The organism is Kitasatospora sp. CMC57 (assembly GCF_045866025.2).
Classification (GTDB): domain Bacteria; phylum Actinomycetota; class Actinomycetes; order Streptomycetales; family Streptomycetaceae; genus Kitasatospora.
Window position 1 is genome coordinate 3942599 of sequence record NZ_AP035881.2, and the last position, 20844, is coordinate 3963442.

Here is a 20844-nt window from a genome sequence, read left to right on the forward strand (position 1 = left end):
GCCCGATGACCCACAACGACGTGGTTCGCCGCGCGGCGTACCCCCAGCCCACCCTGTCGGTCCGGCCGCTGACCCTCCGTTCGCTGGCGGGGCAGCTCGACCCCGTCCCGGCGGAGCCGTACCTGCGCTCGTTGGAGCGGCCGCTGCACCCCCGCAGCCTGCACCGGATCTGCGAGGGCGGCCGGTGAGCGGTCCTCTTCCCGGTGACCCCGCCGCCGAGATCGGCGGCGGGGCCACCCCCCGGGCGTTCTGCGTGCTGGCGCCGAACCCCTCGCCGATGACGCTCGACGGCACCAACACCTGGCTGCTGTCCGAGCCCGGCTCCGAGCTCGCGGTGGTGATCGACCCGGGCCCGCTGCACGATGGCCACCTGCGCCGGGTGATCGACACCGCCGAGCAGCAGGGCAAGCGGGTGGCGCTGACCCTGCTGACCCACGGCCACCACGACCACGCCGAGGGCGCGGCGCGGTTCGCCGAGCTGACCGGGACCGAGGTCCGGGCGCTCGACCCCGCCCACCGCCTCGGCTCCGAGGGCCTGCGCGGCGGCCAGGTGCTGGAGATTGGCGGCCTGGAGATCCGGGTGGTCGGCACCCCCGGGCACACCGCCGACTCCCTGACCTTTCACCTCCCCGCCGACGGCGCGATCCTGACCGGCGACACCGTGCTCGGCCGGGGCACCACGATGGTCGCCCACCCCGAGGGGACGATCGGCGACTACCTGGACTCGCTGCGCCGCCTGCACACCATGGCCGCCGAGCAGGGCGTCCGTACGGTGCTGCCGGGCCACGGTCCGGTGCTGACCGACGCGCTCGGTGCCGTGGACTACTACCTGGCCCACCGGGCGCACCGGCTGGCCCAGGTGGAGACCGCCGTGGAGGCGGGGTACCGGACCGCCGAGCAGGTGGTCGCCAAGGTCTACGCGGACGTGGACCGCGCGCTCTGGCCCGCCGCCGAGCTGTCCGTCCGCGCGCAGCTGCGCTACCTGGAGGACCACGGCCTGATCTGACCGTCCGTAAGGCAGCCGCAAGCGCCGGAGGGCCGTGCCAAAAGACGCCGGAGGGCCCGTGAGCAGCAACTCACGGGCCCTCCGTTACGGCGTCAGCGGGAGCGGCGGGAGAGCCGCTCGACGTCCATCAGGACCACCGCGCGGGCCTCCAGCTTCAGCCAGCCGCGGCCGGCGAAGTCGGCCAGCGCCTTGTTGACGGTCTCGCGGGAGGCGCCGACCAGCTGGGCCAGCTCCTCCTGGGTGAGGTCGTGCGCGACGTGGATACCCTCGTCGGACTGCACGCCGAACCGGCGGGACAGGTCCAGCAGGGCCTTGGCCACCCGGCCGGGCACGTCGGAGAAGACCAGGTCGGACATCACGTCGTTGGTACGCCGCAGCCGTCGGGCGATCGCCCGGAGCAGGGCGATCGAGACCTCGGGTCGGGCGTGCAGCCAGGGCTGCAGGTCGCCGTGGCCGAGGCCGAGCAGCTTGACCTCGGTCAGCGCGCTGGCGGTGGCGGTGCGCGGGCCCGGGTCGAAGAGCGAGAGCTCGCCGATCATCTCGCTGGGGCCGAGCACGGCGAGCATGTTCTCCCGGCCGTCCGGGGAGGCGCGGTGCAGCTTGACCTTGCCCTCGGCCACCACGTACAGCCGGTCACCCGGGTCGCCCTCGTGGAAGAGCGACTCACCACGGGCCAGCGTCACCTCGGTCATGGAGGCACGCAGCTCGCCGGCCTGCTCGTCATCGAGAGCCGCGAACAGCGCGGCACGCCGCAGAACGTCGTCCACGTGCTTCCTCCTGCTGGTGGTGGGTGGTGCTTCCGGTCATGACTTGCCTCACCAAGGATGACGCATGTCGCTCCGATCATATGAGGAGGGGTACGGGCCGGGAGTACGGTACGGGGCCATTTGTACTCATCAGTGGTCCCCGAACGCCGTAATGGGCGTGTCACCAGAGGCCGGCGATCGCGTCGCCGACGTACTTGGTGCCGAGGACGGCGAGCGCGGTCGCCAGGATCGCGCCGTTGTGGACCGCCATCCAGGCCTTCCACTCGGCCAGCACCCGGGGCGAGTCCTCGCCGCCGAACAGGTGGACCCCGAGCGGGAGCAGCGTGCAGAGCGAGCCGAGCAGCACCATCAGCACGGCGGCGACGGTCTTGCCGCCCGGACCCGAGGGGCTGGTGGCGATCGCCACCCCGCCGCCCACCGCCAGCATCAGGTTCTTCGGGTTGGCCGCCATCAGGACCGCCGCAAGCCCGGCCGCCCTCGGCGGGGTGAAGCGGTCCGCGGCCTGCATCCACTTCGGCGGGGCGGACACGTGCCCCTCGCGCGGCCGTCCACGCCACTGCCGGCCGGCCATCAGGAGGAACAGCACTCCGAGGGCGAACCTGAGCCAGGCGGCCCAGGTGGGCTTCTCCCCTTCGGTGGTCAGTCCGCTGCCGAGCACCACCGCGGCCGCGACCACCGTGGCCAGGGCGCCCAGCCAGCCGGCCGCGAACGCGATCCCGTTGGCCAGGCCGCGCGGGGTCGCCAGCATCAGGATCATCGCGATCAGTGCCACCGGGCTGATCGCGATCGCGACCGCCGAGAACAGCATCGAACCGATCGCCTCGCCCATCCGCCTGCTCCTCTCGGACGTCCCGGCGGGCCGCCTGCGGGTACGCCCTGACAACACCTTTGCGGCAGGCGCCGGGCCGGGCTACCGCTGCCCGCCGAACGGGTGGGCGGCTCAGGCGGCGGGCGTCATTGTGGCGGCGGCCTCCCAGGCGAAGCCGTCCGGGTCGGTGGCCGGCGCGGTGCCGCCGCCGATGACGAGCCGGTGCGATCCGGTGCCCTCGGCGGGCAGGCCGGCGTCCTTGGCGAGCGCGCGGTACCCGTACAGCGCGAGCTTGACCGGGCTCGACGGAGCGGCGAACTCGACGTACTTGCGGCCGAAGCTCTTCGCCACGGTGAAGCCGTGCCCGACGTAGAACCGCTTGCTCTCCAGCACGTCCGAGGCGCCGATCAGGAGCACCATCTCGTCGAACTTCCGGGCGCCCGGGCGAGTGTTCTTCTTGGTCGAGGTGGCGACCTTCCAGACCGTCCCGTCCGGAGCCTGGACGACGCCGCCGTAGCCCCAGAACGACTTCGCGGCGGGCTTCAGCGCGGTGGCACCGGCGGCGAGGGCGGCGTCGAGGAAGGCGTCGGCGTCGGCGGGCTGCGACACGGTGAGCGAGAGCGTGAAGCCGCGGAAGCCGGTGGTCGGCGTCTCCGAGGCGCGCAGGCGCACCCGGTCGTCCAGACCGAAGGCGGCGTAGAAGCGTTCGGCGGCCGCGACGTCGGCCACCTCGAGGGTGAGGGTTTCGATGGAGGTCATGTCGTTCACGCTACTTTCGGGGCGTTGGCCGGGGCTTCTCGATTCCTGACCGATCGCGCCACCGTCCCGGCGGGCTCGGTGACGCCGTGGTGCAGCAGGGTCCGCGCCCGTTCGAGGCGGCGTGCCGTCAGGTAGCCGTACGGTGAGGCGCCGTAGGCCAGCCGGAACTGTCGGCTGAGCTGCCCGGCGGGCATGCCCGCGCTGCGGGCGAGCGCCTCGACATCCAGCGGCTGCGCGTACTCGCGGTCGATCCGGTCACGGACGCGGCGCAGCCGGGCGAACTCGGTCAGGCGCTGCGCCGCGATGCGGGCACGCGCCCAGGCGGGGTGGCACATGGAGGATCCCCCTCGTCCGACCGGGCTACCGGAGCTCCTGGAACCGGACCAGGTTCCCGGCGGGGTCGCGGACCGCGCAGTCCCGAATGCCGTACGGCTGCTCGGTCGGCTCCTGCACCACCTCGGCGTCGCGGGCCTTCAGCTGTTCGAAGACGCCGTCGAGGTCCGGGGTGGCCAGCAGGATCCAGCCGTACGTGCCCTTCGCCATCATCTCGGTGATGGTCCGCCGCTCCTCCTCGGTGACGCCGGGGTCGGCGGCCGGCGGCGCCAGCAGGATCGACGTCCCCGGCTGCCCGGCCGGACCGACGGTGATCCAGCGCATCCTGCCCTGCCCGACGTCGCTGCGGACCTCGAAACCGAGGGTGTCCCGGTAGAAGGCCAGCGAGGCGTCGGCGTCGCTGTGCGGAAGGGCGGTGGTGTGAATGGTGATGTCCATGGACTTCACGCTAGCCGTGGCCCGACGACCGCCGCTTCTCGAATCCTGACCGCTTGTGCCGGGCCTGACGGACCGTCCGGCGTCAGCGCCATTCGAGGACGACGTCGCCGTACCCGAGTGCGGTGGCAGCCTCCTGGGCGGTGATCTGCTGGGGCTGGGCCCCTGGGGTGAGGGCGGTGACGTACGGCTGCTCGACCTTGCCCTGGACGGAGCGGAAGAGCAGGCGCTTGCCGTCCGCCGAGACGGCCAGAGGCAGGTTCCGCCGGTCGGTCACCGGGAGCAGGTCGGGGCCGGCGCCGTCCGTGGGCTTGCTGGACTCCTCGGGGCGGAGCTGGTCGACGTCGATGGTCCAGATGTTGTTGAGGTGCTCGGTGCCCGGAATCGTGCGGTCGGGCGTACAGAGCAGCGTGTGGGCGTCCACCCAGCCGGCCGGCTCGCATGCGAAGTCGGGGATGCGGAGGAGGCCCTTGGTGCCCAGCGGGCCGCTCGCGGTGACGGGGGTGACGCTCGGGCCGTGCCCGGAGACGAAGCCGGCGACCCGCTTGCCGTCGGGGCTGACGTACGGGGTCGGCCCGAGCAGGCCGCGCAGCGGTGAGCCGCCGAGCAGCAGGATGTTGTCCAGGGTGGAGGGCGGCTCGCCGGCCCACTGCTCGGTGATCTGGTGGGCGCCGGAGAGGGAGCGGCTGGCGATGTGCTGCCGGCGGGCGGCGTCGAGGTGGGTGAACCAGACGCTCTCGCCGTCGGGGGCGAACAGGGCGTCCTGCTCCTTCGGGGTGCTGGCGAAGCCGTCGCCGTCCCCGGTGAGGTCGGTGAACTTGCCGGCACGGTCGACGTACCCGACGTGGCGCGCACCCGTCCGGTCGTCGGCGGTGACCACCGCGAGTTTGGTGAAGTCGCGGTCGAAGAGCTGCCGGACCCGGGGGCCGAACGCCGCGTCGGAGGTGGCGGTGCCGTCGTCCGGCTCCTGGTGCGGGAGGTTCTCCGCGCAGAGCGAGTAGAGGGCGCTCAGCTCCTCGTGGTCCCGCTTGTCGATCACCGCCTGCGCGGGCAGGGTGAACTCCACCGAGGCCACCCTGTTCCAGGTGGCCGGGTCGTAGCCGTGGACCCAGACCGTGGCGGGCCGGGAGGCGGGAACGGTGCAGCCGGCGCTGATCACCAGGTCCTTGGCCCGGAACGCCGAGCCCTCAGTGCTCCCGCCGGACGCGCTGTCGCCCGCCGCAGCGCCGCTCGGCGGCGAGGCGGTCCCGGCCGTTCCGGCGGTCCCCGTCGTGCCGCCGCAGCCCGCCAACAGCGCCACCGCGAGCGCCGTCGCGATGCCCGATGCCCGATGCGTGAACCTCATGACTCTCCCCCGACCCGATGCTCCATCAGAAGCCGGTCATGATAAGCCAGATGGATCACCAAGCGGCCCGGAGCCCCGCGGGACAAGGCCACGGTGAGCCGGTCACCGCGCCGGGGCGGCTCTCGGGTGTCGGAAGCGCCGGCGTAATCCGACGGCCGGGACCACTGGTCCGTACGGATCCGGCCGCAGCCGACGGTCGGCCCGGCGTAGCCTGCGTGCATGGCAGAGAGCAAGGTCAAGTCGCCCGCGAAGCCGCGGAAGCCGGAGACCCACCTGGGCATGGTGCGGCGGGCCCGGAAGATCGACCGGGCGTTGGCGGACGTCTATCCGTACGCGCACCCGGAGTTGGATTTCGAGAACCCGTTCGAGCTACTGGTGGCCACCGTACTGTCGGCGCAGACCACCGACCTGCGGGTGAACCAGACCACCCCCGCACTGTTCGCGAAGTACCCCACGCCGGAGGACATGGCGGCGGCGGTGCCGGAGGAGCTGGAGGAGGTGATCCGGCCGACCGGCTTCTTCCGGGCGAAGGCGCGGTCGCTGATCGGGCTGTCGATCGCGCTTCGGGACCGCTTCGGCGGCGAGGTGCCGGGGCGGCTCGAGGATCTGGTGACGCTCCCGGGCGTGGGGCGGAAGACCGCCAACGTGGTGCTCGGCAACGCCTTCGGCGTGCCCGGGATCACCGTGGACACCCACTTCGGGCGGCTGGCCCGGCGGTTCGGGTGGACGGCGGACGAGGATCCGGTCAAGGTCGAGGCGGCGGTGGCGGAGATCTTCCCGAAGTCCGACTGGACGATGCTGTCGCACCGGGTGGTGTTCCACGGCCGCCGGATCTGCCACGCCCGCCGCCCGGCCTGCGGCGCCTGCCCGATCGCCGACCTCTGCCCCTCGTACGGAGTCGGCGAAACCGACCCCGAGAAGGCCGCAAAACTGCTGAAGTACGAGAAGGGTGGCCAGCCGGGCCAACGGCTCAAGCCGCCGGCCGACTACCCGGGCGAGCCCGCGCGACCGGCCGGGACGGCGACGGTGGAGGTGTCCGAGTGACGGGGGCGGCGGAACTGATCGAGCGGGACGGGCTGCCGCAGTGGCTGCTGCCGGTACGGGAGGCCGCCGAGACCGTACGGCCCGAGCAGCTCAGCCGGTTCCTGCCGCCGGCCAGGGGCGGTCGGGCGTCGGCCGTACTGGTGCTGTTCGGTGACGGTCCTTCGGGGCCCGACCTGCTGCTGATCGAGCGGGCCAGGGCGCTGCGCTCGCACGGCGGCCAGCCGTCCTTCCCGGGGGGTGCGCTGGACCCGGAGGACGGCGACCCGGCCGGTGTCGGCCCGGTGGCCGCCGCGCTGCGCGAGGCGGAGGAGGAGACCGGGCTCGACCCGTCCGGGGTGCAGGTGTTCGCCACCCTGCCCGCGCTGTACATCCCGATCAGCGACTTCGTGGTGACGCCGGTGCTGGGCTGGTGGCGCAGGGAGACCCCGGTCGCGCCGGTCGATCCGGCCGAGACCGGCGCGGTGTTCCGGGTGCCGCTGACCGAGCTGACCGATCCGGCGAACCGGGCCAGGCTGCGGCACCCGTCCGGCCACGTCGGCCCGGCCTTCGAGGTCGCGGGGCGGCTGGTCTGGGGCTTCACGGCGGGGGTGATCGACCGGGTGCTGCACTACAGCGGCCTGGAGCGGGAGTGGGACGCGTCCCGGACGCTGAGCCTGTAGCGCCGGGGACGGCGAGTTCCATGACGTCGCCGGGTGTACCGCCGTTCGGGCGTCGGCCCGTGGGAGGGTAGCCGGGTGAATGTCCTGGATCTGTTGCTGATCGTCGCCGCCCTGGGCTTTGCCGTGACCGGCTACCGGCAGGGCTTCGTGGTCGGCGTGCTGTCGGTGCTGGGGTTCCTGAGCGGCGGCCTGATCGCCGTTCAGCTGCTCCCGTTGCTGCTGCGCCACCTCGACCCCGGCACGGTGGCCTCGGTGGTCGCGGTCGTGGTGGTGATCGTCTTCGCGGCGATCGGCCAGGCGGTGACCACCCACTTCGGCTGGAAGCTGCGCGGTCACATCGGCCGCCGGCCGGCCCGGGTGCTGGACGGGATCGGCGGGTCCGTGGTCAACGTGATCTCCATGCTGCTGGTGGCCTGGATGATCGGTTCCGCACTGGCCGGCACCTCGATGCCGACGGTCTCCAAGCAGGTCCGCAACTCCCAGGTGCTCGGCGGGGTGACCGCCGTCCTGCCGGACGGCGCGCCGACCTGGTTCTCCGACTTCACCAAGGCGCTGGCCAGGAACGGCTTCCCGCAGGTCTTCAACCCCTTCGAGCGGGAGCCGATCACCGAGGTCAGCCCGCCCGACCCGGCGCTGGCCGCCAGCCCGGTGGTGGCGAAGGCCAGGCAGAGCCTGGTCAAGGTGGTCGGCACCGCCACCGCCTGCGGCAAGACGCTGGAGGGCACCGGTTTCGTGTTCGCCCCGCACCGGGTGATGACCAACGCCCACGTGGTCGGCGGGGTGGACGAGCCGACCGTGCAGATCGGCGGCACCGGCCCGCTCTACGACGCCACCGTGGTCCGCTACGACTGGCAGCGCGACATCGCGGTGCTGGACGTGCCGAAGCTGAACGCCCCCGCCCTGGCCTTCGCCGAGGAGGCGAAGAGCAACGACAGCGCCATCGTCGCGGGCTTCCCGGAGAACGGCGCGTTCGATGTCCAGCCCGCCCGCATCCGCGGCCGGATCCAGGCGACCGGCGCGGACATCTACCACCGCGGCCAGGTGGTCAGGGACGTCTACTCGGTGCGCTCGCTGGTCCGCCAGGGCAACAGCGGCGGCCCGCTGCTCTCCCCGGACGGCCGGGTGTACGGGGTGGTCTTCGCCAAGTCCCTCGACAGCTCGGACACCGGCTACGTGCTGACCGCCGCCGAGGTGCGCGGCGAGGCACAGACCGGCGCGAGCGCCAGTACGCGGGTGGACACCGAGGGCTGCGCGCTCTGATCCGCCGTCAGTTCCCATGCCTGCCGCGCGGGGCGGCCCCCGGCTGGTAGCGTCGCCCCGGACTCACTCGTTCGGCTCAACCAGCCTGCGGTGCACCGGGTCCGACGGCAGGTCAGAAGCGGTACGGGGCATTGGAGGACGGCCGGTCATGATGGGTCACTCGCACGCGGTCAGCGGAGCGATGCTGTACGCGGGGACCGCGCCGTTCCTGGCGCCGATGCTGTTCCACGTCCAGCTGGCGCCCGCCGACGTGATGATGGGCACCATCCTGGCGGCAGGGGCGGCCCTGCTGCCGGACCTGGACCACCACGACGGGACGATCGCCAACTTCCTCGGCCCGATCTCCAAGGTGCTCTGCCGCTTCGTCGCCTGGGCCTCCGGCGGGCACCGGAAGGCCACCCACTCGCTGCTGTTCGTCGCGCTGATGGGCGGCGGCACCTGGGCGGGCGTCAGCTTCCTGGGCCGCAACTTCACCCTGGCGATGACCTTCTTCCTGATCGCGCTGGCGATCCGGGCGCTGCGCCTGCACCCGCCGGGCGACGGCCCGACGATGTGGATCACCATCATCGGCCTCTCGGTGCTCGGCACCGCCGGGATGAACAACTGGATGCCCAACGCGCCCGGCTGGCTGCCGTACGCGGTCGCGCTGGGCACCCTGGCGCACCTGTTGGGGGACTGCCTGACCAAGAAGGGCGCGCCGCTGCTCTGGCCGCACAAGGAGCGCTACGAGATCGTCCTGATCAAGCGCACCGGCAACTCGGTGGAGACCAAGGTGCTGGTGCCGATCATGTCGGTGGCGACCTTCGTGCTGCTGTGGTTCACGGCGGTCTCGCCGACCGTCCTGACCTGACAGCGCTTCCAGCGGCAGTTCACTCCTCGCGACGGAGGCGCGCCCCGACCCAGCGGGCGCGCCGCCCGAGGATGCGCGGGATGCCCATGGGATGCGCCTCCCCCTCGCGCTGTCGGCCGATCCGGCCGTAGTTCTCGTAGTCGTGCGGCCAGCGACCAGGCGTGGGGCGCTGCTCGGCGAGCGGTTCGGTGAGCTGCGGTTCGGCGTGCTGTGGGTCGGTGTGCTGCGAGCTGCTGGTGCGGCGGCGTCGGCGCGTGACAGCTTCGCGGTCGGGCATCCAGGTCATACCGGATGGATGCCCGCCCTTCGGGCGAAGTAACCGTGGCCGGATGACCCGACTGTCCTATGCAGTTGTCATATGAACATGCGTCAAGTCTGCTGCCCGGGAGCACCCTGCCCGCTCAGCCCTGGTGCTCCTCGACCCACCCGATCAGCTCCGCCGAGAACTCGGCCGGCGCCTCCTCGTGCGGGAAGTGACCCACCCCGGGCAGCAGCCGCCAGCGGTACGGCGCCTCGACGAACTCGCCCGCGCCCAGCGCGGTGTGCGCCAGCAGCACCGGATCGGCCGCCCCCTGGACGTGCAGGGTCGGCGCGGTGATCGGCTTCTTCATCCGGCGCGCGAACTGGATGCCGTCCGGCCGCGCCATCGAGCGCAGCAGCCAGCGGTACGGCTCGATCGAGCAGTGCGCGGTGCTCGGGACCTGTACCGCCTGCCGGTACGCGTGCAGCGCCTCGGCGTCCGGCTGGTTCGGTCCGCTCCACTCCGTCAGGTAGCGGCCGACCAGGGCCGCGTCGTCCGCGACCAGGCGGCGCTCCGGCACCCAGGGCCGCTGGAAGTTCAGCACGTGGTCGAAGGCGGCCATCTGCCGACGGTCCGTCAGCAGGGAGCGGCGCAGCTGCCGCGGGTGGGCGGCGGAGACCACGGTCAGGCTGCGGATCACCGAGGGCCGCATCACGGCCGCCACCCAGGCCAGCGAACCGCCCAGCGCGTGCCCCACCAGGTGCGCCTGCCGTTCGCCGAGCGAGCGGATCACGCCGGTGATGTCCAGCGCCAGGTTGCTCGGGTCGTAGCCACGGGGCGTACGGTCGCTGCCGCCGACCCCGCGCAGGTCCAGCGCCACGGCCCGGAAGCCGGCCTCGGCCAGTGCGGTCAACTGGTGCCGCCAGGCCCACCAGTACTCGGGCCAGCCGTGCACCAGCAGCACCAAGGGGCCCTCACCGGCCTCGGCGATGTGGAACCGGGCGCCGTTCGCCGCCAGGTCGCGGTGGGTCCACGGTCCGGCCGAGCGGAGCTCCCACGGGGTCTCGGTGATCTCGGTCCTCGGGGTACTGGCCCGGGAGGGCACGGGCATCTGGTCCAGCGGCATACCGAGAGCCTGTCACACCCGGTTCCGCGATGCGGCTCCGGCACTCACCGGACCGGGTGAACGCCCGGTGACGCGGGGGCCGCCGGGCGGTCAGGGACGGCGGCCGAGACCCCGGTCGATCTCCTCCTGGGTGGCCGGCCGGGGCCGGGCGTTCCGCAGCACGTCGGCGGTCTTCTGCGCGCCCTCGATGGTGCGGTGCGGCTTCTCGATCTTCTTGAACGAGCGCAGCGCCAGCAGCCCGAGCAGCGCCGCCAGCAGCAGATAGGCACCGGCCACGATCAGGAACGACCAGCCGAGAGTCAGCCCGAGCGCCTGCAGTCCGTACGCGGCGGCGAAGCTCAGCATCGGCACGGCGGCCAGCGCGACCACGCCGGCGACGACCAGCGAGACGCCGCCGGAGACCCCGCGCTTGACGTCCTGCCGGATCTCCGCCTTGGCGAGCGCGATCTCGTCGTGTACCAGGGCGGACAGGTCGGCGGTGGCCGCCGCGAACAGCTGTCCCACCGAACGCTCACCCTCGTAGGGCGCCCGGCCGTCGCTGGTCGGTTCTGCGGTTCCTGCGGGCATCAGCGGTTCTCCTTCACGAGGCCGGGCAGTTGCGGTGGCGCGGTTTGTGCCGACAGCTCTGAATCATGCCCCTACCGGCCAGTCCGGCACCACTCCGGGGCGTCCCTTCGGCGACGGCGTGTCACCTGACGGGACCTCACGGCTGATGCGGCGTCAGTGCGAGGGCTGCTGGTAGACATCAGGGATGCCGTCGCCGTCCGAGTCGAGGTTCTCCTCGTCCACCAGCTGCCGGTAGTGCCGGTTGCGCAGCTTGAGCAGCACGGTGGCGACCAGTGCGCAGAGCAGCGAGCCGACCAGGACGGCGGCCTTGGCCCGGTCGGCCAGCTCCGGGTCGTCGGGGAAGGCCAGTTCGCTGATCAGCAGGGAGACGGTGAAGCCGATGCCGGCCACGGTCGAGAGCGCGAACAGGTCGGCCCACTTGAGTTGCGGGTTCAGCTCGGCCCGGGTGAACCTGGCGGCCAGCCAGGTGCCGCCGAAGATGCCGACGGTCTTGCCGACCAGCAGGCCGAGCACGATGCCGAGCGGCGCCGCCTGGGTGAACACCTCGCCCAGCGCCGGGCCGGTGATCGCTACTCCGGCCGCGAACAGCGCGAAGACCGGCACCGCGAAGCCCGCCGACAGCGGCCGGACCAGGTGCTCGATGTGTTCGCCGGGGGAGACCTTCTCGTCGCCGACCCGGTGGCAGCGCAGGATCAGGCCCATCGCGACGCCGGAGACCGTGGCGTGCACCCCGCTCTCGTGCATCAGCGCCCAGATCAGGAAGGCCAGCGGCAGGTACAGGTACCAGCCGTGCACCCCGCGCCGGTGCAGGAACCAGAACAGCACCAGACCGGCCAGCGACAGCCCGAGCGCCCAGAACTTGATGCCCGAGCTGTAGAACACGGCGATGATCAGGATCGCGATCAGGTCGTCGACCACGGCCAGCGTGAGCAGGAACGCCCGCAGCGCCGACGGCAGGTGACTGCCCACCACGGCCAGCACGCCGAGCGCGAAGGCGATGTCGGTCGCGGTCGGAACGGCCCAGCCGGCCGGGTGCCCGCCCGCGCCGGAGTTGGCCACCGTGTAGACGATCGCGGGCAGGGTGACGCCGCAGACCGCCGCCACCACCGGCAGCATCGCGGCGCTCGGGCTGCGCAGCTCACCGGCGACGAACTCGCGCTTGAGTTCGATCCCGGCCACGAAGAAGAAGATTGCCAGCAGCCCGTCCTTGGCCCAGGCGTCCAGGCTGAGGTCGAGGTGCAGCGGCGCGGACGGGCCGACGGTGTAGTCCAGGACGGCTTCGTACGAGCCGGGCCAGAGGTTCGCCCAGACGAGTGCCGTGGCGGCGGCCAGCAGGAGCAGGATGCCGCCGACGGTCTCGGTGCGCAGCGCGTCGGCGAGGTACGTCCGCTCGGGCAGCGGGAGTCGGCCGAGGAGCTGACGACGTGTCGGGGTGGGCGGTGGCGTGGCCACGACGGGAGACCTCCAGGGCGGGGAGCGGCAGATGGATACACCGGTGGTGCGGTGCCGACCAGTCTTCCCGGCGCGCCTCAGAAATCTTGTTGTGTTTTTGACAGTCTAACGGGCCGGCCCAGCCGGCGGGCGGCCCGGGCCTGGAGCCGTGAGGCGGGGTCCGGTGTGCCCACTGTAGGGAGCGAACCGGCTTCCGCCCGGGAACGCGACGGCGGCTCCGCGCGCCGCCACGCGCCCTGCCGCGCGCCGTCCCGTGCGCTCCCTCGGAAGGGTGCCGTGCGGTGCGGCCGGTCGGGGACGTTCCTACCGTCGGGCATAGGCGGCCCGGACCGGGCCGCTTCTCTCGACCCCGGAGCACCTGATGTCCAGCCAGACAAGCGACCGGCCTCCCACACTGCTGCCCGTCCCCTCCCCGGAGCTGGCCCACCTGCTCCGGCCGCTGTTCAGCGGGGTCTCGCCGACCGGTGGCGTCGCGATCGCCGTCATCCGGGGGAACGAGCGGACGGTGGTCTGCCGTGGGTACGTCGACCGCTCCGGGGCCAGGCCGGTCCGCGCCGACACCCGCTTCGCACTCGGCTCGGTCACCAAGACCTTCACCGGGCTGCTGCTCGCCGAGATGGTGGCCAGGGGCGAGGTCGGCTACGAGGACCCGATCGACCGCCACCTGCCCGCCGAGGTGCTGCCCGGCTACCCGCAGGACCGGCCGATCACCCTGCTGCACCTGGCCACCCACACCTCGGGCCTGCCCCGGCTGCCGGTCGGCCTGCTGCCCTCGGCCCTGCCGCGCTGGTTCACCGCGCCGTACGCCACCTTCAGTCGGCCGCACCTGTTCCGGGCACTGCCGCGGACGCCGGTGCGCGGCGCGCCCGGGGCGCAGGTCCGGTACTCCAGCCTCGGCTGCGGGCTGCTCGGGTTGGCGTTGGAGAGCGCGGCGGGGGTCCGCTACGAGGAGCTGCTGGCCAGTCGGATCTGCGGGCCACTCGGGCTGATCGACACGTCGTGCGGGCCCGACCGCGAGCAGGCGCACGGGTACCGGCGGGGCCGCCGGGTGCCGTCCTTCCGGCTGCCGGCCCTGCCGGGTGCGGCCGCGCTCAGCTCGACGGCGGACGACATGCTGCGCTACCTCCAGGCGCACCTGGCGGTGGACGCGGTCCCGATCCAGGACCGGAATGGGACGGCCGCCGCCGCCCTGAAGGCGGCGCTCCGGGAGGTCAGGCTGCCCCGGGTCGAGCGGCGCAGGTCCGGCGCGCGGATCGCCGTGACCTGGAATCACCGGACCGAGGAGGAGGGCGAGTTGCTCTTCCACACGGGGACGACCGGCTCGCTGCGGGTGCGCGGCGCGAGGGCCGAGGCTTCGGGAGGGCGGGACAGCGGGCCGGCCTCGGCGGTGTTCGCCGGCTACCACCCGGGGGCCCAGGTGGGGCTGGTCGCGATGGCGAGCACGCTGCCGGGGCTGCGCCGCCGGTTCAACCAGACCGCGTTCGCGACGTTGCGGCGGCTCGCAGCCTGACCTGCGCGCGGCGCGGGCGTCCGCGCGCTGCGGCGGGGTCCGTGAGGGTCCCGCCGCAGCGACGGTGACGACGGGTCAGCTGCGGTCCGAGCCGCCCGGCAGCTGGGACTGGATCAGGTTCATCACCGAGGAGTCGGCCAGGGTGGTGGTGTCACCGACCTCGCGGCCCTCGGCGATGTCGCGCAGCAGCCGGCGCATGATCTTGCCTGAGCGGGTCTTCGGCAGCTCGCTGACCACCTTGATCTGCTTCGGCTTGGCGATCGGGCCCAGCGTCCTGCCGACGTGGTTGCGCAGCTCGGCGACCAGCTCCTCGGTCTCGGTCGCGGTGCCGCGCAGGATCACGAAGGCGACGATCGCCTGGCCGGTGGTGGCGTCGGTCGCGCCGACCACCGCCGACTCGGCCACGGCGGGGTGGCCGACCAGGGCGGACTCGACCTCGGTGGTGGAGATGTTGTGGCCGGAGACCAGCATCACGTCGTCCACCCGGCCGAGCAGCCAGATGTCACCGTCCTCGTCCTTCTTGGCACCGTCACCGGCGAAGTACCGGCCCGGAAAGCGGGACCAGTAGGTGTCGACGTAGCGCTGGTCGTCGCCCCAGATGGTGCGCAGCATGGAGGGCCACGGCTCGGTCAGCACCAGGTAGCCGCCGGAGCCGTTCGGCACCTCGTTGGCCTCGTCGTCCACCACCGTGGCGGCGATGCCCGGAAGGGCGCGCTGGGCGGAGCCCGGCTTGGTCTCGGTGACGCCGGGCAGCGGGCTGATCATCATCGCGCCGGTCTCGGTCTGCCACCAGGTGTCGACGATCGGGGTCCGGTTCGCGCCGATGTGCTCGCGGTACCAGATCCACGCCTCGGGGTTGATCGGCTCGCCGACGCTGCCCAGCACCCGGAGGCTGGAGAGGTCGAACTTGGCCGGGATGTCGTCGCCCCACTTCATGAAGGTGCGGATCGCGGTCGGCGCCGTGTAGAGGATGGTGACGCCGTACTTCTGCACGATCTCCCAGAACCGGCCCTGGTGCGGCGTGTCCGGGGTGCCCTCGTAGATCACCTGGGTGGCGCCGTTGGCGAGCGGCCCGTAGACGATGTACGAGTGCCCGGTGACCCAGCCGATGTCGGCGGTGCACCAGTAGACGTCGGTCTCCGGCTTGAGGTCGAAGACCGCGTGGTGCGTGTAGGCGGCCTGGGTCAGGTAGCCGCCGGAGGTGTGCAGGATGCCCTTGGGCTTACCGGTGGTGCCGGAGGTGTACAGGATGAAGAGCGGGTGCTCCGCCTCGTGCGCCTCAGGGGTGTGCTCGGTGGACTGGCGCTCGGTGATCTCGTGCCACCAGACGTCCCGGCCCTCGGTCCAGGAGACCTCCTGGCCGGTGCGCCGGATCACCAGGACCTTCTCGACGCCGTCGACCTTGGTCAGCGCCTCGTCGATGGCGGGCTTGAGCGCGGAGGGCTTGCCACGGCGGTAGCCGCCGTCGGCGGTGATCACCAGCTTGGCGTCGGCGTCCTGGATCCGGGAGGCCACGGCGTCGGCGGAGAAGCCGCCGAAGACCACCGAGTGGGTGGCACCGATCCGGGCGCAGGCGAGGATCGCGACGACCGCCTCGGAGATCATCGGCAGGTAGACCGCGACCCGGTCGCCCTTCCGGACACCGAGCTCCAGCAGCGCGTTGGCGGCCTGCGAGACCTCGTCCTTGAGCTGGGTGTAGGTGATCGAACGGCTGTCGCCGGGCTCACCCTCGAAGTGGATCGCCACCCGGTCGCCGTGGCCGGCCTCGACGTGGCGGTCCACGCAGTTGTACGCCACGTTGAGCTTGCCGTCGTTGAACCACTTGGCGAACGGCGGGTTCGACCAGTCCAGCGTCTCGGTGGGCTCGACCGCCCAGCTGAGACGGCGGGCCTGCTCGGCCCAGAAGCCGAGCCGGTCCTCGGAGGCCTGCGCGTACGCGGCCGCGGTGACGTTGGCGTTCGCCGCCAGCTCCGCCGGGGGAGCGAAGCGGCGCTCCTCCTTGAGCAGGTTGGCCAGGCTCTCGTTGCTCAACGCGCACTCCTCATCGAGTCTCAAATCTGCCGGGGGATCCCGTGCGGAAGGGATTGTCCCGTGTGTCCCAGCGCACAGCTCACCAGGCGAACCGGCATGTTGACAAGAGGCGTCGGAGAATTGGTGTAGACCTTTGATCGGTACGGCCGCTCTGCCGGTTCCGTTTGGGCGGCTTGCGATGCGGCCGCTTCGGGCGCCCGCTCGGTGCGGCGGACCTTGACGGACCGTCCGGGCGGTACTCCACTGACAGTACGGGTGGGACCCCGACCGGCACCGGGCCGACCGCGGCCCGCCTCGGTGGGGGGACAGCCATGTCCGGACTTGCCGCGAGCACCGACTCCCTTTCCGCACCCCGCTCCGAACCGCAGCCCGGCGACTTCGCCGTGGTCCGGATGGGCGGCCGCGGCGGCCACCTGATCAGGATCGGCCAGTGGCTCAACGGCGACGGTTTCGCCGACTTCGAGCACGCCTTCGTCCACGTCGGCAACGGCGAGCTGGTCGAAGCCCAGCCCGGCGGGGCCGAGCTCCGACCGCTCTCCGTCTACGACGACCGCCCGATCCGCTGGTCGACAGGACGGATCCCGTTGACCGGGGAGCAGCGCAGGGCGGTGGTCGCGGCCGCCCGGGGCTATATCGGCACCCCGTACAGCGTGGCCGACTACTTCGCGATGGCCGCGCTCCGCTTCCACCTCCCGGGCGGACCACTGCTCAGGAGGTACGTCGCCGACAGCAGGCACATGATCTGCTCCCAACTGGTCGACCAGTGCTACTGGGACGCCGGGGTGCACCTCTTCAACGACGGCCGCTGGCCCGGCTACGTCACTCCGGCGGACCTGGCCGCACTGATCGGCGACCCGTCGGCCTGACTGCTCGTCAGGCCGCCAGGCCGGTGCTCTCGCCGGGGCCAGGAGCGGTCGGACTCCGCCGTCGCTCCGACACCGGGACGAAGCTGCGCAGCACCGGGTCGAGCACGTAGGCCTGGGCGTCGGCGAAGTCGAAGTACATGCCGACCAGCCGGAGGGTGCCCGCCGCGACCCTGCGCTCCACCGCGGGGTGGGCCAGGAGCTGGTCCAACTGCTGTACCACGTTGGTGATGCAGAGCTGCTCCACCTCACTGACCACCGGCCGGTCGGCGAACATCGCGGGGGCCCGGCGCAGCCGGTCCAGCGAGCCCCGGCCGTTGCGTAGCCAGCGGCTGAGCGCGGTGGGCGGCCCGGGGGCCAGGTGCACGCCGTCCAGCAGTGCCTTCATCGCGCCGCAGCCCGAGTGGCCGCAGATGGTGATGGAGCGGACCTCCAGCACCTCGACCGCGTACTGCACGGCGGCCGCCACCGAGTCGTCGGCGGCGCCGGGCTCGTACGGGGCCGGGACGAGGTTGCCGACGTTGCGGACGGTGAACATGTCGCCCGGCCCGCTGCTGGTGATCATGCTGGTCACCAGCCGGGAGTCGGCGCAGGTGAGGAAGAGTTGGGAGGGCGTCTGGCCCTCCCGGGCCAGCCGGGCCAGCTCGGGCCTGACCAGGTGGGCGGTGTGCTGTTGGAAGCCGCGGACGCCGTCCAGCAGGCGGCCGTGCGGGTCGTCGGCACCGGGCTCGATGCAGTGGTGGCCACCCCAAGGCGTCCAGGCCCGGCAGCGGTGCGGGCCGGGCGAACTGCCCACCCTGAGGGTGCCGTCCGGGTCCAGCACCTGTTCGTGCTCGTCGGGCTCGGTCAGCACCGTGACCTGCCCGCCGGTCGCCTGGTGGTCGGCCCGCCAGGCGTGCACCTGCTCGTAGGCGGCGTGGTCCAGGAAGGAACCGTCATGGCTGACCGTCACCCGGGCGCCGGCCGGGATGGCGGCCAGGGCCCGGCTGAGCCGGGGCACCACGGCGAAGGTGAGCGGGCCGTGTGTGCGCACCGTCCACGAGCCGTCCGGCTCGGGCAGCACGTCGACGTGGGCCCGGGTCAGCCGGTAGAGCGCGAGCAGGGCGGCGACCCCTCCGCCGAGCAGCACCCCGAGCGGGACGCCGAGCAGCACCACCCCGAGCACGGTGGCCAGGTAGACCGGGAACTCCCGGTGCCGGTGCACCCGCCGGATGTGCGCGAAGCTGACCATCTGGATGCCGACCACCAGCACCAGGGCGGCCAGTGCGGCCAGCGGGATCTGCCGGAGGCCGCCGCCGAGCGCGAGAGCGGCCACCAGCACCCAGACGCCGTGCAGCACGGCGGACCACCGACTGACCGCCCCCGCCCGGATGTTGGCGGTGCTGCGGACCGCGCCACCGGCCACCGGCAGACCGCCGAGCAGACCGGTGAGCAGATTGGCGAAGCCCTGGCCGCGCAGCTCGCGGTCCAGGTCGATTGGGCCGGGTGCCATCCGGCCTACCGCGACGGCGGAGAGCAGTGACTCCACACCCGCCACCGCCGTCACGGTCAGCACGGCGGCCAGCAACACCGGCCAGTGCGCGCTGAGTTGGCCGAGTGAGGGGAGGGCGGCGAAGTCGTGCTGCTCCCAGCTGGGCAGCTCGACCCGGGCCAGCGTGAGGCCGAGGCCGATCGAGAGCCCGGTGGCGGCCGCCACCGCGACCAGGGCGGCGGGCATCCGGGCGGCGACGGCGCCGATCCGGCCCGCCCTGCCGGGCAGTAGCCCGAGCCGGGGCCAGCCGAACAGCAGCGCCATCGCCAAGCCGCCGACCGCGAGCGCGGGCAGGTGCGGTCCGGAGAGCTGGCCGGGCAGCGCGATCAGGTTGGCCAGCGCGGCGCTCTGCGGCGATCCGCCGAGCACCACGTGCAGTTGGGCGATGGCGATGGTGAGCCCGACCCCGGCCAGCATCCCGTGCACGACGGCGGGGGAGACGGCCAGTGCGGACCTGGCCACGCGGAAGGTACCGAGCAGCAGTTGCAGCAGCCCGGCGGCCACCGTGACCGCGCAGGTCACCTGCCAGCCGAACTGGGCGATCAGCCCGGCGGTGACCACCGTGAGTGCGGCGGAAGGGCCGGTCACCTGGAGCGGGGTGCCGCCGAGCGCTCCGGCGACCACGCCGCCGACGGCGGCAGCCACCAGCCCGGAGGTGAGTGGGGCGCCGGTGGCCAGCGCGATGCCGAGCGAGAAGGGGACGGCGATCAGGAAGACCACCAGGGAGGCCGGTAGATCCCGGGCCAGCCGCCCACGGCGGCCCGGCGGGGCATGGTCGGTGGTGTCGGAGGCGATGGGTGCGGCGGAGACGTCGAAGGTCATGGTGTCCCGTCTTTCCGGGGGAACGAACGCAGTCAGGTCCGGGCGGTGCTTCGGGGGATCGGATCGGCTGTCGTGGGTCGCGACGGTGTGGCGGGGGATGGTCGTGGGGTGCGGGCACGGCGGGGTCGGCTCGTCCACCCCTGGGACCATCAAGACTCGGTAAACTGAGAGTAATGGGATCTTTGCACAGCGTGAAATCGAGCGATAGGGCGAAGGCCCGGATTCACCCCTTCGGGGGGTTGGCGAACCGCCGGGGAGTATGCAGGAACGCACTGGGCGACCCCGGTCTCCCGAGGTCGCCCAGTGCGCTACGGCGATGGCTCGCCCATGGCCGCCGCCGACTCAGACGCCGGCTGTGTCCAGCTGCGCGGCGCCGAGCACGAAGCCGGCGTCCACCTGGTCGGCGAGGTCGATGCCGGTCTTGGCGTTGCCCCAGCTCTCCGCGTTGCGCAGGTGGAAGTGGACGGCCTGGCTGGTCCAGAGCTCAGGATCGCGGGCCGCGAAGGCCAGCTCCGCCTGCTCCCTGAGCCGCGCCAGCACGGCCCGGTTGGCGGGCTCCAGGGTCCGCAGCTCCGGCTCCGCGCCCTGCTCCAGGCGGCGCACCCAGTCGGACTGGCCGAAACAGGTGAGCAGGTCCTCGCCGACCTCCCGGCGGAGGAAGGCGAGGTCCTCGGCGCCGTTCACCTTGTTGCCCACCACCTTCAGGGCCACGCCGAAGTCCCGGGCGTACTCCTTGTACTGGCGGTAGACCGAGACGCCCTTCCGGGTCGGCTCGGCGACCAGGAAGGTCAGGTCGAAGCGGGTGAAGAGGCCCGAGGCGAACGAGTCCGAACCCGCGGTCATGTCGGTGACGAAGTACTCGTCCTGGCCGTCGACCAGGTGATTCAGCAGCAGCTCGACCGCGCCGACCTTGGAGTGGTAGCAGGCCACCCCCAGGTCTTCCTCGGTGAAGGCGCCGGTGGCCAGCAGCCTGACCGAGCCCTCGTCCAGCGCGACCGGCCGGGCGCAGGCGGCGTACACGGGGTTGTCCTCGACGATCCGCAGCAGTCGCGAACCCCGGCCGGGCGGCGTGGTCTTGATCATCTGCTCGGCGGAGCCGATCAGCGGATTGCTGCCGCGCAGGTACTCCTTGATCTCCGGCAGGTGCGCACCCAGGGAGGGCAGCGCGGCAGCCTGATCGTCCGTCAGCCCAAGGGCTGGACCCAGGTGTTGGTTGATGTCGGCGTCGACGGCGATCACCGGGCAGCCCGCTGCGGCGAGGTGGCGGATGAACAGTGCGGACAGCGTGGTCTTCCCGCTGCCGCCCTTGCCGACGAAGGCGATCTTCATCTGAGACTCCGGCTCTCGGACCAGCCGCTGGGCGGCTGAAGTTCGTGGCGTTCAGGTCTAATTCGGCTCTTGGTAATCGTTATCGTCACCGATAGCGCTCATGCTA

The 20844-nt window shown here is 72.4% G+C and carries 21 protein-coding genes; 8 read left to right on the forward strand and 13 right to left on the reverse strand.

The features are described 5' to 3' along the window. Positions 1-5: 5 nt before the first annotated feature. Positions 6-188, forward strand: coding sequence for a hypothetical protein (locus ACKUU6_RS17585; RefSeq protein WP_407989520.1), 183 nt, complete (start codon positions 6-8; stop codon positions 186-188). Then, the gene (locus ACKUU6_RS17590; RefSeq protein ID WP_407989521.1) at positions 185-1006 is read left to right on the forward strand and encodes an MBL fold metallo-hydrolase; all 822 of its coding nucleotides are present in this window, start codon (positions 185-187) and stop codon (positions 1004-1006) included. Before ACKUU6_RS17585 ends, ACKUU6_RS17590 begins: the two co-directional genes overlap by 4 nt. A 92-nt stretch (positions 1007-1098) precedes the next feature. Here the strand turns inward: ACKUU6_RS17590 and ACKUU6_RS17595 are convergent, their stop codons facing one another. The 6 genes from ACKUU6_RS17595 to ACKUU6_RS17620 all read right to left on the reverse strand — a co-directional run bounded on the left by ACKUU6_RS17595 (position 1099) and on the right by ACKUU6_RS17620 (position 5453). Beyond that, positions 1099-1773, reverse strand: a complete 675-nt coding sequence (locus tag ACKUU6_RS17595) for a Crp/Fnr family transcriptional regulator (protein ID WP_030392646.1) — start codon at positions 1771-1773, stop codon at positions 1099-1101. A 160-nt stretch (positions 1774-1933) separates the two neighbouring features. Then, complete coding sequence (locus tag ACKUU6_RS17600; RefSeq protein WP_407989522.1) at positions 1934-2602, reverse strand: GAP family protein; 669 nt, start codon at positions 2600-2602, stop codon at positions 1934-1936. Positions 2603-2713: 111 nt separating this feature from the next. Then, positions 2714-3340, reverse strand: a complete 627-nt coding sequence (locus ACKUU6_RS17605) for a glyoxalase (protein ID WP_407989523.1) — start codon at positions 3338-3340, stop codon at positions 2714-2716. A 5-nt stretch (positions 3341-3345) separates the two neighbouring features. Beyond that, positions 3346-3675 carry a helix-turn-helix domain-containing protein gene (locus tag ACKUU6_RS17610; protein ID WP_407989524.1) on the reverse strand — a complete coding sequence of 110 codons (330 nt, stop codon included), beginning with the start codon at positions 3673-3675 and terminating at the stop codon, positions 3346-3348. A gap of 25 nt (positions 3676-3700) precedes the next feature. Further along, entirely contained in the window at positions 3701-4111 is a 411-nt protein-coding gene (locus ACKUU6_RS17615; protein WP_407989525.1) for a VOC family protein, read from the reverse strand. A gap of 82 nt (positions 4112-4193) precedes the next feature. Then, entirely contained in the window at positions 4194-5453 is a 1260-nt protein-coding gene (locus tag ACKUU6_RS17620) for a hypothetical protein (RefSeq protein WP_407989526.1), read from the reverse strand. A 219-nt stretch (positions 5454-5672) separates the two neighbouring features. Between ACKUU6_RS17620 and nth the strand changes: the two genes are divergently transcribed. From nth to ACKUU6_RS17640, 4 genes are all read left to right on the forward strand, one after another. Next, the gene (gene nth, locus ACKUU6_RS17625) at positions 5673-6497 is read left to right on the forward strand and encodes an endonuclease III (protein WP_407989527.1); all 825 of its coding nucleotides are present in this window, start codon (positions 5673-5675) and stop codon (positions 6495-6497) included. Beyond that, the gene (locus ACKUU6_RS17630) at positions 6494-7156 is read left to right on the forward strand and encodes an NUDIX hydrolase (protein WP_407989528.1); all 663 of its coding nucleotides are present in this window, start codon (positions 6494-6496) and stop codon (positions 7154-7156) included. The genes nth and ACKUU6_RS17630 overlap by 4 nt, the downstream gene beginning before the upstream one ends. 75 nt (positions 7157-7231) lie before the next feature. After that, positions 7232-8416, forward strand: a complete 1185-nt coding sequence (locus ACKUU6_RS17635) for a MarP family serine protease (protein ID WP_407989529.1) — start codon at positions 7232-7234, stop codon at positions 8414-8416. Positions 8417-8564: 148 nt separating this feature from the next. Then, the gene (locus ACKUU6_RS17640) at positions 8565-9266 is read left to right on the forward strand and encodes a metal-dependent hydrolase (protein ID WP_407989530.1); all 702 of its coding nucleotides are present in this window, start codon (positions 8565-8567) and stop codon (positions 9264-9266) included. 19 nt (positions 9267-9285) lie between these two features. Here the strand turns inward: ACKUU6_RS17640 and ACKUU6_RS17645 are convergent, their stop codons facing one another. The 4 genes from ACKUU6_RS17645 to nhaA form a co-directional block, all read right to left on the reverse strand. Then, positions 9286-9552, reverse strand: coding sequence for a hypothetical protein (locus ACKUU6_RS17645; RefSeq protein WP_407989531.1), 267 nt, complete (start codon positions 9550-9552; stop codon positions 9286-9288). Between the two features lie 115 nt (positions 9553-9667). After that, positions 9668-10618 (reverse strand): alpha/beta fold hydrolase, encoded by a 951-nt coding sequence (locus ACKUU6_RS17650; RefSeq protein WP_407992156.1) that lies wholly within the window; start codon positions 10616-10618, stop codon positions 9668-9670. 105 nt (positions 10619-10723) lie between these two features. Beyond that, on the reverse strand, positions 10724-11200 hold the full coding sequence (locus tag ACKUU6_RS17655; RefSeq protein ID WP_407989532.1) for a phage holin family protein: 477 nt from the start codon (positions 11198-11200) through the stop codon (positions 10724-10726). Positions 11201-11353: 153 nt separating this feature from the next. Then, positions 11354-12652, reverse strand: a complete 1299-nt coding sequence (gene nhaA / locus ACKUU6_RS17660; protein ID WP_407989533.1) for a Na+/H+ antiporter NhaA — start codon at positions 12650-12652, stop codon at positions 11354-11356. A gap of 361 nt (positions 12653-13013) precedes the next feature. Here nhaA and ACKUU6_RS17665 point away from each other — a divergent pair, with 361 nt between their 5' ends. Then, the gene (locus ACKUU6_RS17665; RefSeq protein ID WP_407989534.1) at positions 13014-14162 is read left to right on the forward strand and encodes a serine hydrolase domain-containing protein; all 1149 of its coding nucleotides are present in this window, start codon (positions 13014-13016) and stop codon (positions 14160-14162) included. A 75-nt stretch (positions 14163-14237) separates the two neighbouring features. On the opposite strand, the gene acs is transcribed toward ACKUU6_RS17665, so the two are convergent. Continuing rightward, entirely contained in the window at positions 14238-16193 is a 1956-nt protein-coding gene (gene acs / locus ACKUU6_RS17670; RefSeq protein ID WP_407989535.1) for an acetate--CoA ligase, read from the reverse strand. A 311-nt stretch (positions 16194-16504) separates the two neighbouring features. Between acs and ACKUU6_RS17675 the strand changes: the two genes are divergently transcribed. Beyond that, positions 16505-17059: a hypothetical protein gene (locus ACKUU6_RS17675; protein ID WP_407989536.1), complete on the forward strand. Its 555-nt coding sequence runs from the start codon at positions 16505-16507 to the stop codon at positions 17057-17059. Positions 17060-17066: 7 nt separating this feature from the next. Here the strand turns inward: ACKUU6_RS17675 and ACKUU6_RS17680 are convergent, their stop codons facing one another. Both ACKUU6_RS17680 and ACKUU6_RS17685 read right to left on the reverse strand, forming a co-directional pair. Beyond that, on the reverse strand, positions 17067-19409 hold the full coding sequence (locus ACKUU6_RS17680; RefSeq protein ID WP_407989537.1) for a SulP family inorganic anion transporter: 2343 nt from the start codon (positions 19407-19409) through the stop codon (positions 17067-17069). A gap of 342 nt (positions 19410-19751) precedes the next feature. Next, positions 19752-20738, reverse strand: a complete 987-nt coding sequence (locus ACKUU6_RS17685) for an ATP-binding protein (protein ID WP_407989538.1) — start codon at positions 20736-20738, stop codon at positions 19752-19754. Positions 20739-20844: the final 106 nt, after the last annotated feature.

What these genes read in the sequence shown, in the direction of transcription:
- ACKUU6_RS17585 (WP_407989520.1), top strand. Translation starts at nt 6, where the DNA reads ATGACCCACAACGACGTGGTTCGCCGCGCGGCGTACCCCCAGCCCACC.
- ACKUU6_RS17600 (WP_407989522.1), bottom strand. Translation starts at nt 2,602, where the DNA reads ATGGGCGAGGCGATCGGTTCGATGCTGTTCTCGGCGGTCGCGATCGCG.
- ACKUU6_RS17605 (WP_407989523.1), bottom strand. Translation starts at nt 3,340, where the DNA reads ATGACCTCCATCGAAACCCTCACCCTCGAGGTGGCCGACGTCGCGGCC.
- ACKUU6_RS17610 (WP_407989524.1), bottom strand. Translation starts at nt 3,675, where the DNA reads ATGTGCCACCCCGCCTGGGCGCGTGCCCGCATCGCGGCGCAGCGCCTG.
- ACKUU6_RS17615 (WP_407989525.1), bottom strand. Translation starts at nt 4,111, where the DNA reads ATGGACATCACCATTCACACCACCGCCCTTCCGCACAGCGACGCCGAC.
- ACKUU6_RS17620 (WP_407989526.1), bottom strand. Translation starts at nt 5,453, where the DNA reads ATGAGGTTCACGCATCGGGCATCGGGCATCGCGACGGCGCTCGCGGTG.
- nth (WP_407989527.1), top strand. Translation starts at nt 5,673, where the DNA reads ATGGCAGAGAGCAAGGTCAAGTCGCCCGCGAAGCCGCGGAAGCCGGAG.
- ACKUU6_RS17640 (WP_407989530.1), top strand. Translation starts at nt 8,565, where the DNA reads ATGATGGGTCACTCGCACGCGGTCAGCGGAGCGATGCTGTACGCGGGG.
- ACKUU6_RS17645 (WP_407989531.1), bottom strand. Translation starts at nt 9,552, where the DNA reads ATGACCTGGATGCCCGACCGCGAAGCTGTCACGCGCCGACGCCGCCGC.
- ACKUU6_RS17650 (WP_407992156.1), bottom strand. Translation starts at nt 10,618, where the DNA reads ATGCCCGTGCCCTCCCGGGCCAGTACCCCGAGGACCGAGATCACCGAG.
- ACKUU6_RS17655 (WP_407989532.1), bottom strand. Translation starts at nt 11,200, where the DNA reads ATGCCCGCAGGAACCGCAGAACCGACCAGCGACGGCCGGGCGCCCTAC.
- ACKUU6_RS17665 (WP_407989534.1), top strand. Translation starts at nt 13,014, where the DNA reads ATGTCCAGCCAGACAAGCGACCGGCCTCCCACACTGCTGCCCGTCCCC.
- ACKUU6_RS17675 (WP_407989536.1), top strand. Translation starts at nt 16,505, where the DNA reads ATGTCCGGACTTGCCGCGAGCACCGACTCCCTTTCCGCACCCCGCTCC.
- ACKUU6_RS17680 (WP_407989537.1), bottom strand. Translation starts at nt 19,409, where the DNA reads ATGACCTTCGACGTCTCCGCCGCACCCATCGCCTCCGACACCACCGAC.
- ACKUU6_RS17685 (WP_407989538.1), bottom strand. Translation starts at nt 20,738, where the DNA reads ATGAAGATCGCCTTCGTCGGCAAGGGCGGCAGCGGGAAGACCACGCTG.